Origin of the sequence: Marinigracilibium pacificum (assembly GCF_012926615.1) — a bacterium.
GTDB classification, from domain to species: domain Bacteria; phylum Bacteroidota; class Bacteroidia; order Cytophagales; family Cyclobacteriaceae; genus Mangrovivirga; species Mangrovivirga pacifica.
The window spans coordinates 85,871-100,290 of the sequence record NZ_JABBNU010000003.1 but is presented as its reverse complement, the minus strand read 5'-3'; the positions used below and the strand labels follow the sequence as shown (position 1 = coordinate 100,290).

Here is a 14,420-nt window from a genome sequence, read left to right as displayed (position 1 = left end):
GTTGATAAGGTTTGATAAATAATTATTTTACCTCAAGTTAGTAAAGCAAATTTATTTAAAAGCTATTTGGCTAATAATATTTAGGTTAACTATTTCAATCGAAAAAATCATGAAAATTTTTTGAAGGGTTAGATAAGTATCTTTGAGGAATAGTTAATGCTCTGGTTATCAATATAATTTTCCAGGTTAGGTTTTTAGGTCTTCCGAAAACAAGGTTTATATTAAATTCCCCACTTAAATACTCAAAAATCTCATCTTTACATTTTATTTCTCCTTGTTCATAATTATCCCATCCAAAAACTATCCTATCATTTCCCTTTTTCAGAATAAGGAAATCAAAATCTATTCCTGCATCAAAGGCCATATATTTTTCAATGACAACCCAATTATCTTTTATCAAACAAAGAATAATGTTTTTCCAGACTTGAGTATTTATGTTGATGGCAGTTTTCATTTCAATAAAAAATACGTAACAAGAGTATATTTATTGCTTATTAACTCTAAATTAATGTAGCTTATAGCTATTGTTTATCAGCAACTTTTTATTCAAAAAATGAATATTATATTCCTTGACTTTCTTTAAATGCCAGGGCAAACTTGATATCACCAAAGCTGTATTCTTCACCTAGCTTTTCTTTAATTTCAGTTAATTTCAAACTCTTTATAGTTTCTGCAACAGTTAATATGTTAGATATCTTTTCCTTGTCTACAAAATCTTCAACATTGACTTCACCTGAGGCTACATAATAACACATATGTCCGGCAATTGTATTTTGAACAAGACCCCGCTTGTCGGCAATTTCCTCTAGGGACAGACCTTCTTTATATAGTTCGTAGCTGATTTCATGGGTTGGTTTCTTCTTTACTTTTTCTTTAATCTTTTTTAAAGCCTCTTTTCTTTCCTCAAGTTGCTTTCCAGAAGTAAGTTTCTCTCTTGTTAAGAGATTTCCATTACTGGTTTCCTTGATAAATTGATAGGCCTTATTAAGATTTCTTATCTGTGAATAAACTGTAGCTTCCAGTTCGATAAGCTCATTGGTATAAGTTTTTACTCCTGTTTTTACTTTTAAAGAGTCGATTTGCTGACCGATTTTTTTCTGTATATCGTGTAGCAAGGGTTCAAAGTATTCTTTGGCTTTTCTGACCCTTTCGAGCAATGTAGGAATTATATCTCCTTCGGTAGCGGCGATTTGTCTAACCTGGCGGATAAATGTATCGGAAGTATTACCCAACTTTTGAATCTCATCAAAAAGCTCGCTAGTCCATTGTCGGTATGCTAGCTTTTTTGATTCACCTTCTATTTTTTCAAAGCTTTTTAAATGCTCTTTCATCAAATACATTAATGATGAAAAGTCAAATGAATCAGAAGTATGTAATCTAAGAAAATCTTTAAAATCTCGTTTTATCTGTTCTTCGAGTTGTTCCAGGTTTGGCTTATTAGAACTATATGATGTAAGTACAGTATCGTTGCTAATCATTTGATTTGAGATGGGAGAGGAAAGCACCAATCCATCGAGTGATCTTAAACGAGAAAGGGCTACATACACTTGTCCGGGAGCAAACGCATCAGAGAGATCAAGAATAGCTTTGTCGAAGGTTAGTCCCTGACTTTTATGAACAGTAATTGCCCATGCTAGTTTCAAAGGATACTGTTTGAAACTACCGATAATTTTCTCGTCAACTTCATTTGTTTCTTTGTTTAATGTATATCTGATATTATGCCAGTCATACTGACTTACTGATATTGGCAAGTCATCATCCGGGCAGGTGACCTCAATAAGATCTTCAGTTATATCAGTTACAGTTCCGATTTTACCATTAAAGTAACGGCGTTCTTCTCCATCATTTTTGGTGAACATCACCTGTGCACCTATTTTAAGTTCCAGTTCCGGATTTACAGGGTACATGCTTTCCGGAAAATCACCGACTATATCAGCCTTGAAAGTCTTTGGTTTGGTTGTTAATTTATTAAGTGCATTAGCATTTATCGTATCAGCCTTTTGATTATGGGTAGTAATTCTAACATGGTCATCCGAAAGATTTTCATGATCAATATTTTCAAAATGATTGCTATTCAGGTATTGAACATCTTCGGTGGTTACCTGGTTATTTCTGAACCTGTTTAATAAATCAACAAAACGATTATCTTCCTGACGGTAAATCTTGTCTAATTCAAGGTAAACTGGTGGGTAATTTGTTAATGCATGTGCTGAAAAGAAATAACTGGTATCATAATATCTATTTAAATGAACCAGTTCCTGATCTTTGACAACAGGTGGTAGCTGAAGCAGGTCTCCAATAAAAAGAATTTGAAGTCCACCGAAAGGAAGATTTTTCTTTCTGCGTGCATGACGCAATACCGTATCAATGCAATCCAGTAGATCTGCCCTTAGCATACTGACCTCATCGATTATCAGAAGTTCAAGTTCTTGAAGTAGTTTTCTTTTTGATTTATTTAGCCTGAAACCCGAAAGGACAGTTCTTGGAGTATTTACAAAATCTGAGGAATTATAATTTTGATCGGGAACGAAGACCCCAAATGGTAGTTGTAAAAGAGAGTGTAAGGTAACTCCACCTGCATTAATAGCAGCAATACCTGTAGGGGCAGCAACAGCAGTTTTCTTTACAGTGCTAGAGACCAACTGACGCAGGAAAGTAGTTTTTCCTGTACCTGCTTTACCAGTAAGAAAAATGTGCCGGTTGGTATTATTGATATACCGGTTAGCCAGGTCAGTGATGTTATTGGTCTTCAATTCCATTAATTCCATTTTTATTCAGGGTATAAAGTTGAAAAAACATTGGTGTTTCTCAAATGAATGAAGCCTAAAGGTTAAAGATTAATTTTAATTTAACCAGCATTAGCCGTTTGTAAACGTAAGTAAACGTTTCGAGATGAATAATCTGGAAACAGGGCTAAATGAGAATTGAACTTTTATATATAAAAGTGCTATAAGAATTGCTTTCCATTTGTGTAGTATGGCATAATTATTTATTAAAAAATATTCATTCAATTAAACCTTTCTCTCTTAAATGGATCTTACCGATAAATTGAATTGAATTTTATGAAACCTGAATATTTAGCATCCTTAAGAGTTGGGTTTTCTACCGATCAGGCTCCGGAGATTAAAAGACTTGGAATTGAGCGATACATCAATAAAAAACTCAATAATCGATTAAGGGTAGATGAACCTGGATTTATTGCCAATTCACCGAAAACATTCAAGGAGCTTCAATCCCTAAAAAGTGAAATTAAAAAGAATGAAAATGAGTCTGATAAGGTACTTAATGATTTCATAAAGCTTCAGTTTCAATGGAAATCCTTTATGGCAGAGAGGTATTTTAATTCTTCAAATGTGCTTCACGAAAAGATTAATTTGTTCTTTCAGAATCACTTTGTCGTAACTCTTAAATCTGTAAAAGTTCCATACTGGATTTATTTGCATTATAAATCAATCAACGACCATTCACTTGAAAATTATAAAGATCTTGTCAGGGAAATGGTGTATTCTAATGCTATGATTAGATACCTTGATAATCAAAAAAACAGAAAAGATAACATCAATGAAAATTTTGCAAGGGAATTATTAGAGTTATTTACTTTGGGAGAAGGAAATTATACTGAAGATGATATAAAAAATGTTGCCAGATCACTTGCAGGTCTGAGTCCGGGGCAGAACAGAGGTATATACCGTCCAAAATTTACTGATAACTCTATCAAGACATTTTTAGGTGAAACAGGCAATTTTAAGGCTGATGATCTCATTGAAATAATATTCAAAAATGGCCAGCCTGCTAAATTTCTTACTCAAAAGATTCTAAAGTGGTTTTTTTATGACAATCCCGAAGAGGAGATGATAATTTATTATTCTGAAATTCTGGTCAAAAATAATTATGAATTAAAGCCATTTTTCGAGAAGCTATTTGTTCAGGAGTGCAATAAAGGGATTTCAGGAACGAAAATAAAAGACCCGTTAACTTTTATTGTTCAGATTCATAAGGATCTGAATATCATGCCTAATTACCTAATGGTGTCATTCTTTTTAAGGGAACAAGGCATGGATATTTACGATCAGCCCAATGTTAAAGGCTGGAGTGGGGGACAGGAATGGTTAACCACTCAACTCTATACAAACAGGAAGCAGCTTCTTGATATGATCGTTTTTGGCAGGGATAGACTTGAAAGATCAATAAGTAAGAGGTTAAGCAAGTTCGATGCAGGTCCGGTAGACTTTTCAACTGATCTGGTGATTTCCAATTTACAAAGTGCTAATGATATTATTAAAGAACTTACTGACAGGATGGTATTCGAAACCAATGAAGAAATGGATATTGAACTTAAGCAGGTTCTCCCGTATGATTTTAATCCCGAAGCAGAAAATGCAGATAAAAAGATTCTTAACGTATATCGGTATCTGGGTCAATGTCCTGAATTCCAAATAATCTAAATTATGAAAAGAAGAAATTTCCTAAAGCTGGTAGCAACCTCATCAAGTGGACTTCTTTTAGTTCCTGATTTTTTATATTCATCTCCAATTATCAGGTCAACTGAATCTATTAATGACAACATTCTTGTCTTCATCCAGTTAAATGGAGGGAATGATGGACTGAATACGATTATTCCTTTTGATGATCCACTTTACTATCATAACCGGCCAACAATCGGAATCGAAAAAAGCAAAGTGATTAGTCATATAAACGGTACCGGATTTCATCCAGCATTAAAAGATGTAGCAACAATCGCCCAGGCAGGAGACTTGTCAGTAATTCAAAATGTAGGCTATCCGAATCCAAACAGATCGCATTTCAGATCTATAGAGATATGGCAAACAGGCTCTGAAAGTAATCAATACCTTGATAGGGGTTGGCTTGGCAGATTCCTTGATGTTCAATGTAATGATGAACATCTTGCTTCATTAAATATCGATTCAACAGACAATCTGGCTTTAAAATCTTCATCTATAACCGGGGTAACAATTAAGGATTTAAACAGGCTAAGACAGTTTAACAATGCTGATAATGATTTAAAGTTATCAGATAATCCTCAACTGGATTTTGTCAGGAAAATTTCATTCGCTTCACAGGACGGAATGGAAGAAATAAGAAAGGCAATCTTTAGGTCACAGAATTTTAATGAAACTTATAGCCCAAATGAATTAAGTAAAAAGTTGCAATGGATAAGCCAGCTTATCAAAGGTGATTTAGGATCGAAGGTATATTATACTTCACTAAACGGATTTGATACACATAACAATCAGCTATTTATTCAGGATAAAAACCTGACTATTTTAAATGATGCAATATTTTCATTCTATCGTGATCTTAAGGCAAACAATCTCTTAAATAGGGTAACCATAGTGGTTTTTTCAGAATTTGGTCGACGGGTTAAGGAAAATGGTTCGGGAACGGATCATGGAACTGCGGGCCCCATGCTTGTTATCGGTGGAAAAAACAAGGGTCAGGTAATCGGTAATAACCCTGATCTTATTAACCTTGATAATGGTGACTTGATATTTGAAAATGATTTTCGAAGTGTATACGCTTCATTGTTGAAAAGTAAATTTGATTTTGATAGTAAGGATATAAACATCAATCAACCAATACTTCCTGGGTTGTTTTAATAGGAATGAAATCTTAATACTTGAAGAGGGGAAGATTAATAAGCCCTGAGGTAAAAGGATTTTATTTTTTATTGCACTCTCACGACAAAGCAACCAAGTTTTTGATTTGATTCAATTAATCTATTTGCTTCCGGAATTTCTTCAAGGCTAAACGTTTTACCGATAACAGGCTTGATTTGTCCTTCATTAATAAGATTTGCCATATACATCAAATCTTCTTTGTTATCTCCTGCTAATGTTACAATTACTTTCTTGTCTGTGAAGAGCGAAGTAAGGAATCCTCTGAGCATAAGAGTTAATGAATAGTCAGCCGGAATAAACCTTCCTGATTCGGAAAGGGCACTTATACATTTAGAATACCCTGTCTTGGAGGCAACATCAAATATTAATGAATATCTCTTTTTTGAAAGCCAGAAGTCTTCCTTATTGAAATCAATTACTTCGTCTGCACCAATCGCCTTCAACATGTCTAGTTTTATCCCTGTATCAATGGCTGTAACATGGGCACCTACATATTTGGCATACTGAACAGCATAAGTGCCAATTGCACCTCCGGCACCAATTATTAATACTTTATCATTATTATTTATTTTTCCTTTTCTCAGGTAGTGCAGCGCATTAAGTCCTCCTAAGGGAATGGTGCTAGCCTCATCAAATGATATTCCAGATGGTTTATGAACAATAGCTGAATGCTCATTTTGTATTTTAAGTTCAGCCTGGCATGCCATTTTAATTCCTCCAGACCCAAATACTAAATCACCTTTTTGAAAATTTGAAACATTAGATCCTGTATCAACAATTTCTCCGGAAAACTCCTGACCTAGAATAAGATTTTTCTTGGGTTTGAATAATCCCATGACAAGTCTTAAAGGTAGCCAGAAAAGCGGTTGAATCTTGAATCTACGGACTTCAGTATCAGCAGCTGTAACAGTCGTAGCATGAATTTTCACCAATACTTCATTATTTCCAGGAATAGGAGTTGAAATATCAGTTATTGTTAACCCTTCAGGGGATCCATATTTAGTTAATACCACAGCTTTCATTATTATTAATATAACTTATTAATCGATTTAATTGAATAAGTCTTATGTCAGCGGTGGAAATTCTATTGTAAAGGGGTGATAAAGTAATGTTGAAGGGAATTCAATGAATTTTGAGGGAATCCAATATCGAAGATAATAGATTGTTTGATCTTGAACATTTTTGAATAGTGATGTTCTGAGAAGAAAAAACTTATAGTGTCTTTATAAAAATTGTAGTCTGGTTTCATAACTCCCAGGAATAATAATTGTGGTCTTTATCCAATGTAAAACCAGTTTTAGGATACAAGTTATTTCCTATATCATTTGATTTTTCTGTTTCTAGCATTAGTCCTACAGCATTGGTCTCTTTAGCCAATTTTTTAGCCCTGTTTATTAATGCAACAGATATCCCTTTGCCTCTATATTTTTCATCTACAAATAGGTCATTTAACAGCCATACTCTTTTCATATTAGTGGAAGAAAAAAGAGGATATAAAACTGGACAAATCCTGAAAGAACTCCTTCTTCATTCTCAGCTATAAAAATTTCTGACTCATTGTTTTCTATTCGCTGGGTCAGGAAATATTTTGCTTCATTAATGTTTGAATTTTTACGGTAAAAGATCCTGTATGAATCAAATAGTTGTGATAATGACTCAACATCATTAAGTACTGCTTTTCTTATGTTTACTATCATTTTAAGTGATTCTGTATAAGTAGTTGATTGTGAGTTTTTTATGTATTTTCTGTTAAAATTAATTTATTAAGTATACCTAATTAAATAAAACCTGTTTATGACTTTTAAATATACCAATACATTAATATTTATTTAGTTGATTGAGAGAATTATTGAAATACAAATTTCATCAGAGTTATGGCTAGCGTCCCCTTTGTCTCATCGGAGTGTTGTGGCTAGTGTCCCCACTAGCCATGTACAGTTTAGTAGATTTATGGCGAGTGAGGACACACGCCATGACTTTAATATTGAGGCAATTTATTAATGTGATGCATTGGAGGGTTAAGGCTAGCGTCCCCTTGTATCATCAGAGTTATAACTAATGTCTCAACTAGCCATGGGTAGTGAAATGAACAGCTATTTTTAGTCGGTTAAATTAAAATTCATCATAGATATTTTTAAGAAATTTAAAAGGAGAAATTCCATCATCATAAAAACTGCTTGATGAGTATGAATATTCAGATGGAAACTTAACAAGGCTCCACTTTTCTTGTAAAGGGTTGTTATGAATGTAATTAATCTTTTGATTAATCATTTTTAAACTATATAATTCAAAGGCTCTGGGATCTCTTTGCCAGAACTCATGTGATTTTTGTTTTGAATTAATTTTATATGGATTTAAACTAAAATTTTCAGTTTCCATGAATACCTTGAACTGATGTGCTGTAAATTTTAAAAAGGAAGATTTTGGACTTTCTTTACCATTTAGTTTGTTCATTTTCCAAATTAAATGTATATGATTTGGCATTATAACAAACGAATAAACATTGATATTACCGTTGTTACTTAAGTATTCTAAAGAGTCAATAATTATATTTTTAGTGTTTTTATGCTGTAGTAAATACTGCCAGTTTCTTATTGTAGCAGTCCAAAAGTATATTTTACCATACTGCATAACAGAAGGTCTATAGTTGATACTCATAGTTTTGTTTAGAAAGATCTGACGTTGAAAATAGTAAATTTTTTAATTTATTTCTTAAATAATCATAGATACCTAAATGTATCTGTATAGATAATCCCTGGTGGGTGGGGCACTCTCAATAACTTTTATTTTGATGCATTTTATTTATTTGTTGCATCGGAGTGTTGTGGCTAGTGTCCCCACTAGCCATGGGTAGTTTAGTAGATTTATGGCGAGTGAGGACACATGCCATGACTTTAATATTGAGGCAATTTATTAATGTGATGCATTGGAGGGTTAAAGCCGGTGTTCTCTTGTCTCATCAGAGTTATAACTAATGTCTCAACAAGCCATGGAAAATTATATATGGTAAACTATTATTCCTTATTAAATTCACCAATATGCCACAGGATATTGGAGGGGTCATGAATAAAGAATTCATTGCCCCAGTCATTATAAGAGATGGGCTTGATTTTGGCTTCAGGATAATTAGTTAGCAAATCTAAGTTTTTGATTTCCTGATACACTTTTTCTATATCTGATACTTCATAAAAAACCATTGTGTTTCCAACCCAGTCTTCATTGAAATAATCTTGCAGGTAAAAGCCGAAATTCCCGATGTGGAAGTATGACATTTTTTCAAAAAGTTTAACTTCTGAAAATCCGAGATCTTTGTAGAATTTTCGGCTAATTGAATAGTCTTTTGCACCAATAAATGGTCGAATGGAAACCGGGGCTGGAAGCATTTTTAAATTTAATAAATTACTTTAATGTTTAGCTTTCAATTAATGCTAATTAATCATGTTGAATGAATTAGGAATTCTAACTTTTCTGCTCAAAATAATCTAATGAATTTCTTTGATGAATTAGAAGTCTCTTTAAAGCGCCAATTGTAATTATTGTTCTCATCTTTCTTTGGGAGATCAGGTTTTTTAACGATACTGTGTTTGGCAGGCTTTGGTTAACCTCGAAGAAGGCTATAGGAAATTTCCGATCCGTTTTATTTTCTCTGATGTGGTTTGCAATAAGACCAGCGTTTATTAAAGCATCAGATAAATCAATTTGGGGCCTCAGAAAAACCAGAAGATGTTGTTCTACAAAGTCAAATCCAGTTTGTTCATCTTCAATGGCATCAAGATAATAGTTATTCCAGCTTGTTAATGTTGCTATTAGAGCATCATTTTTAATCAGTTCTTGTTTTCCCGAATTCAGGATTGAGTTTAAATTTCCGGTAGATGGATTATATGTGGGAGCGATAATAATGCCAGACAGGATGGAGGTAGAAAGCTTGATTGTATCACTTGATCCAGAATTATTGATAATTGTTAAAAGACTATCACATGTTTTTAATACATATTCATGGATATTGATATTAGATTCAAGTCTCCCATTGTTTTCAATTATTTCATTTTTAAGATTTGATAATAATAACTCACGTGATTTAACTTCCTTACTAGAAATCCACCAGGAATTTAAAGTGAAGGCTAAAAGTACACCAATAACGACAATAAGGATCTCCCTGAGAAAATTTTTCCATTTATAATACAATGAATTAAACCGATTGTTTATAGTCATAATAAAATTGCGGATTAAAAATTAAAATCGTCAATTTCATTTGCTTTATCAAAATCTTCTTTCCCGATTTTACCACCTTCATTTGAGTCGTAGTCCATTAAGATTTTCCACAAACCATTTTCTTTCCTTAACAGGACATGAAATTTTCCGTAATAGGATCTGGGTTCATCTTGCTCGTTTATTACAATTAGTTGATATATGCCTCTTTCAGAAGCAGTAAAACCATTGGCGATTCTTTCTATAAATCGAAGTTCGATTTCATACTTGATATGGTTGGATTTTGCTCTATCAAATCTTTTATGAAAACTATCAATGTATTCTTCATAATTAAGAATACGGTTATTATCGGCAGGTATTCTGGCTAAATCTCTAGAGTGAATTTCAGCCATTAGTCCGGGATTTAGGTCTACAAAAGCTTTTTCAAATTTTGCCCATACCTGGTTATTTATATCTTCGTAGTCATGATATTGACCAAAGCCTGAAAATGAAAGAAAGATAAACTGGATAAGTAAAATCTTATATTTCATAATGGAATTAAAATTTAATGAGATGGTTTCAGATATCAATTTGTTGATCGTGATAATCTAACAGAGCAACGTAAGGGTCACCTTCCAACGATAAAAGTTCTGCAAATGCTGGTTCGGTTTTGTACCCAATAGATTTAAGCTTAACAACTTCTTCTTTGAATTCTGAACCTTTTTCATTCAGGATATAATATTCAGCAAGCATGTGTTTAAAGGCATTCTGTTGGTATACAGGCATATTTTGGCCAAATATCTCAATAGGAAAGTCTTCATAATAAAAAGATGCTATGATACTTTCAACTCCATTAATCACCGATGACTTGATATTGAAATTATCCTGGTCACCGTATTTATAAATAAGCATCTGGTAGAAAATATCCAGGTCGGTAACATAGCATATAATGTCTAAATCACTTTCAGGTAAGTCTATATCAAGGGGGACTGTGCCGGTTAATACAGGAGAATAAGGTTCAAGGTCGTCAAAGATATCTAGCTCAAGAAGAATATTGTAAGCTTTACGTTGTCTGGGTGTACCTTTCAGTAAATAATCGATATTAGTGAAGTCGATCATAAAGCAATATAATAAAAAACCTGATAAACCAAGCTAAATTGATTATAATAATCGCTGTGAACTTCTTATTTGTCAGGTAGTTATCCGTGTTTTTATCTGGTTATTGCAATTTAAAATGAGGGTTGTAAATTAAACCAATAATATTACTCCAGGGATCAATCACAGAAGCCACCATTAAGTCTTCGCCTACTGAGTTTGGTTCCTCATGATTCTTAGCTCCAATATCCAGCATATGACTATATGCTTCATTAATATCTGAAACACCCCAATATGTGATAGTATTTTCAGTTAATTGTTTACCAGAATCTTCTTGAGGGAGCAGCCCAAGTTCATAACCAGCAATATTAAATCCAACGTAAAATGGCTCATCAAAATACGGTTTAGTATCAAATGCTTTGCTATACCATTCTTTCGCTTCGTTTAAATTATTAACATAATAGACAACTGTTCTTAGTCCGAGGTAATTCTGGTTTTTCATGGTTTTTTTAGGTTCATATTGAAATGTAAAATAATTAATTATCAAATAGTAATTATCACTTTTATGAAAAATTAATGACTAAATTATTTTACACAATGTAAAAAACATATTACATTGTGTAAGAAATATTTTACATTTGTAAAAAAGAACATTATGAAAACATCATACTTACTACCTTATGAATGGAAGAAAGCTGGATGGATTGTTTTTATTCCTTCGATAGCAATAGGATTATATTTAGTCATTACTGAGTATGAACCTTCAGTATTTGATTTAAGACTTCCGTCAATATTTGTTGATGATTTTATTGATTCAGATAAAAAACTATATGGTATCGTTGAAAATAATTTTTTAAATGAAATTGTTGGGGTGTTAGCAATCATAAGTGGTTTGGTAGTTGCATTTTCTAAAGAAAAAATAGAGGATGAGTTTATATCAAAAATTAGACTTGAATCATTAGTTTGGGCAACATATGTTAATTATGGAGTACTATTGATTACTATTTTGTTTGTATATGACTTTTCCTTTTTTTATGTAATGATATTCAATATGTTTACTATACTTCTCTTTTTTATTATCAGGTTCAACTGGCAAAAGATCAAGTTAAATAAATCGATTTGATAATGAAAAATTCAATAAAAGTAGAACGAGCTCGAAAGAATATTACCCAGGCTAAATTAGCTGAGATGGCTAAGGTAAGCAGGCAAACAATAAATGCAATGGAGCTTGGAAAGTACGTGCCTTCAACTGTTTTGGCTCTCAAACTAGCAGCTATTTTTGAAGTAGATGTTGATGCGATTTTTGAGCTTGAAGAATCTGACTGGAAAGATTAATTTTTAAAAAAGTCCAAACCATTAAAATAGTTTAAATACATCTATAAAAAATCAGGCCACTTCCTGACATTTGGGAAGTGGCCTTTATTATTGTTGTATAATTTCAGGGATCAATGGGTAATTAGTAGAGCCACCCAGTTGATATTAATTGTAATGTTTAATACCAATTGAGGAATATAGCTTTTCGGCATCATAAATTTTACCATCCTTGATTGTGAGATCGACATTCCTTATATCTTTTATATTCTGGGTTGGATCACCATTAACTAGTATAACATCAGCAAGCATACCTTTCTTGATTTGTCCAAGGTCATCACGCTTACAAACATTGGCAGAGGTATATGTGGCCATTTTAAGTACTTCGTCAGCTGGAATTCCGGCTCTGACATAGTTTTCCAGTTCGGTGTGCAATCCAAAGCCAACCATCGAATCTGTTCCCGGAACTATTGTGATACCGTAATCATACATAGCTTTTACTATGTCAAGTAACCGTTGATATGACTCTTTATATTTACCTTCCATACCTTCTGGAATAGGCAAGCCACCGGTCATAAAGCCTCTTTTAACTTGTATAGGAAGTCTGTCTAAAATCATTGCAAAAGAAGGATTTGGTGTGCCGGCCTTTGAAGTAAGCATTCCTTCGAAAATAGAAACAGTTGGGTCAGATACAATATCATTATCTTTCATCAGCTTTAAGAATTCCTGAAACTCATTACTTTCAATATCAATATTATATGCATGTTTACCAACCATAATAAATCTTTGTGGAGTCCGGGTATCGATTGTATCACCCAGGAAATTCAAGGCAAGCATGTTAACATGTTGTATTTCATCGTAGCCATCTTTTATAGCTTCTTCTGCCAGCATAAATGATGGAATATGCCCACTCAGTTTCATGCCATAGCTATGTACTCTTTCAGCAATAGGCTTTACCCATTCTGGTTCTATCGAACTATAAAGTTTTATTTGCTGGTATCCTCGATCTTCATAAAAGTCAACCGCTTCAAGTGCTTCTTCAATAGTGGATACTTTTTTACCTAACGGACCGGCATATGGACCAGTTTTATCAATGAACCCACTCATTATTAAAATTCTTGGTCCGATAACTGCATTACTATTAAAGTCATCTGCTACTTCTGGCAAGTCAAACCCGTTTGCCATATCCCTGACGGAAGTCACGCCTGCAGCAATATTCATAAGTCCCTGAGCTCTATTCAGATGACCATGCATGTCTATTAAGCCCGGCATAAGCATTCGGCCTTTTCCATCAATGATAGTTCCTTCGGAGTCAAAATCATCAGAAGAATCAAGAATCTGGCTGATTTTATTGCCTTCAATTATTACAGTTTTATCATTATTAACTTCTTTGCTTTCTGAATTAAAGACTCTGACATTAGTGATAATTATTTTTCCATCAGGTGTGGTGGTTAAAGCTTTTGCCTGATCATTGTAATATTCATTTCTTGCCTTCTTGGTTATTTCAAGTAATTCCTCGTTTAGATCCTTGTAACCATTCCGGATAAATGATGCCCAGTCTGAAGGATATGCAAAAAACTGATTGTTTTGATCAAGCCAGATTAGTTCTGGTGTAAACCCCAGGCCGGAATAGGTAACAAGCTTTAGATTAAGAGTATCATAAAAAGTATGCTCTGCAACGTTGTTTAAAATGATTTTTCCTGAGGGGTAGGTGTTGATTTCTTTAAGATCATTTTCGATCATCTTTTTCAATATGACCTCCATATTACCAAAACCACTATTAACTCCAATATATTGAGCATTTGTTGCTTCAGAGGAACCTTTTTCGCTTGTGCTTTGCCATTCGGCAGTCTGACCATTTTTAGAAAATGATTCATCAACAGAATCTTTAAGATAATTTATTCCTTTGACAGTAATTCCTGTTAAATATCCATCATTATCGGTAATTATTGTTTCTGTTAGGTGAGGGCCACGGCCTCTGTCATTGTATTTCCATTCATATTGATGGGTATTGTTTCCATTATGAGTTGACTTGAAAAAGCCTCTTTCTTCATCTCCAAAATAAACCGTGTATTCATGTGATTTGTAGTTCCATGAGTTTGTGTCCGGTTTCTCATCCTGGCAAGAAACTAGCATAAACAGGAACCCGGTCAAAAAGAAGGGTAGGTGTTTCATATAACTTGTGAT

Annotated in this window: 16 protein-coding genes; 4 read left to right on the top strand and 12 right to left on the bottom strand. The window is 33.4% G+C overall.

Annotated features, from left to right (window positions below):
• Positions 1–94: 94 nt before the first annotated feature.
• On the bottom strand, positions 95–454 hold the full coding sequence (locus HH304_RS05275) for a hypothetical protein (RefSeq protein WP_169678687.1): 360 nt from the start codon (positions 452–454) through the stop codon (positions 95–97).
• A 106-nt stretch (positions 455–560) separates the two neighbouring features.
• The gene (locus tag HH304_RS05270; RefSeq protein ID WP_169678685.1) at positions 561–2,759 is read right to left on the bottom strand and encodes a helix-turn-helix domain-containing protein; all 2,199 of its coding nucleotides are present in this window, start codon (positions 2,757–2,759) and stop codon (positions 561–563) included.
• A gap of 303 nt (positions 2,760–3,062) precedes the next feature.
• Here HH304_RS05270 and HH304_RS05265 point away from each other — a divergent pair, with 303 nt between their 5' ends.
• Both HH304_RS05265 and HH304_RS05260 read left to right on the top strand, forming a co-directional pair.
• Positions 3,063–4,445, top strand: coding sequence for a DUF1800 family protein (locus HH304_RS05265; RefSeq protein WP_169678683.1), 1,383 nt, complete (start codon positions 3,063–3,065; stop codon positions 4,443–4,445).
• A 3-nt stretch (positions 4,446–4,448) separates the two neighbouring features.
• Entirely contained in the window at positions 4,449–5,618 is a 1,170-nt protein-coding gene (locus HH304_RS05260) for a DUF1501 domain-containing protein (protein ID WP_169678681.1), read from the top strand.
• A 68-nt stretch (positions 5,619–5,686) separates the two neighbouring features.
• Here HH304_RS05260 and HH304_RS05255 read toward each other — a convergent pair whose 3' ends face one another.
• The 9 genes from HH304_RS05255 to HH304_RS05220 form a co-directional block, all read right to left on the bottom strand.
• Positions 5,687–6,661, bottom strand: coding sequence for an NAD(P)-dependent alcohol dehydrogenase (locus HH304_RS05255; protein WP_169678679.1), 975 nt, complete (start codon positions 6,659–6,661; stop codon positions 5,687–5,689).
• A 223-nt stretch (positions 6,662–6,884) separates the two neighbouring features.
• The gene (locus HH304_RS21185) at positions 6,885–7,109 is read right to left on the bottom strand and encodes a GNAT family N-acetyltransferase (RefSeq protein WP_271711513.1); all 225 of its coding nucleotides are present in this window, start codon (positions 7,107–7,109) and stop codon (positions 6,885–6,887) included.
• Positions 7,106–7,336: a hypothetical protein gene (locus HH304_RS21180; RefSeq protein WP_271711512.1), complete on the bottom strand. Its 231-nt coding sequence runs from the start codon at positions 7,334–7,336 to the stop codon at positions 7,106–7,108. The genes HH304_RS21185 and HH304_RS21180 overlap by 4 nt, the downstream gene beginning before the upstream one ends.
• 415 nt (positions 7,337–7,751) lie before the next feature.
• The gene (locus HH304_RS05245) at positions 7,752–8,297 is read right to left on the bottom strand and encodes a transposase (protein WP_271711511.1); all 546 of its coding nucleotides are present in this window, start codon (positions 8,295–8,297) and stop codon (positions 7,752–7,754) included.
• 356 nt (positions 8,298–8,653) lie between these two features.
• Positions 8,654–9,022 carry a VOC family protein gene (locus HH304_RS05240; RefSeq protein WP_169678677.1) on the bottom strand — a complete coding sequence of 123 codons (369 nt, stop codon included), beginning with the start codon at positions 9,020–9,022 and terminating at the stop codon, positions 8,654–8,656.
• A 76-nt stretch (positions 9,023–9,098) separates the two neighbouring features.
• Positions 9,099–9,851, bottom strand: coding sequence for a DUF6090 family protein (locus tag HH304_RS05235; protein ID WP_169678675.1), 753 nt, complete (start codon positions 9,849–9,851; stop codon positions 9,099–9,101).
• A 14-nt stretch (positions 9,852–9,865) separates the two neighbouring features.
• On the bottom strand, positions 9,866–10,378 hold the full coding sequence (locus HH304_RS05230; RefSeq protein ID WP_169678673.1) for a nuclear transport factor 2 family protein: 513 nt from the start codon (positions 10,376–10,378) through the stop codon (positions 9,866–9,868).
• A gap of 28 nt (positions 10,379–10,406) precedes the next feature.
• A complete protein-coding gene (locus tag HH304_RS05225; RefSeq protein ID WP_169678671.1) occupies positions 10,407–10,946 on the bottom strand; it encodes a DUF4269 domain-containing protein in 540 nt (179 codons plus the stop codon).
• A 100-nt stretch (positions 10,947–11,046) separates the two neighbouring features.
• Positions 11,047–11,424, bottom strand: coding sequence for a VOC family protein (locus HH304_RS05220; protein WP_169678669.1), 378 nt, complete (start codon positions 11,422–11,424; stop codon positions 11,047–11,049).
• 153 nt (positions 11,425–11,577) lie between these two features.
• On the opposite strand from HH304_RS05220, the gene HH304_RS05215 reads away from it, so the two are divergent.
• A complete protein-coding gene (locus HH304_RS05215) occupies positions 11,578–12,045 on the top strand; it encodes a hypothetical protein (protein ID WP_169678667.1) in 468 nt (155 codons plus the stop codon).
• 2 nt (positions 12,046–12,047) lie between these two features.
• On the top strand, positions 12,048–12,257 hold the full coding sequence (locus tag HH304_RS05210; protein ID WP_169678665.1) for a helix-turn-helix transcriptional regulator: 210 nt from the start codon (positions 12,048–12,050) through the stop codon (positions 12,255–12,257).
• 144 nt (positions 12,258–12,401) lie between these two features.
• Here the strand turns inward: HH304_RS05210 and HH304_RS05205 are convergent, their stop codons facing one another.
• On the bottom strand, positions 12,402–14,408 hold the full coding sequence (locus tag HH304_RS05205; RefSeq protein WP_169678663.1) for an amidohydrolase family protein: 2,007 nt from the start codon (positions 14,406–14,408) through the stop codon (positions 12,402–12,404).
• Between the last annotated feature and the right edge of the window lie 12 nt (positions 14,409–14,420).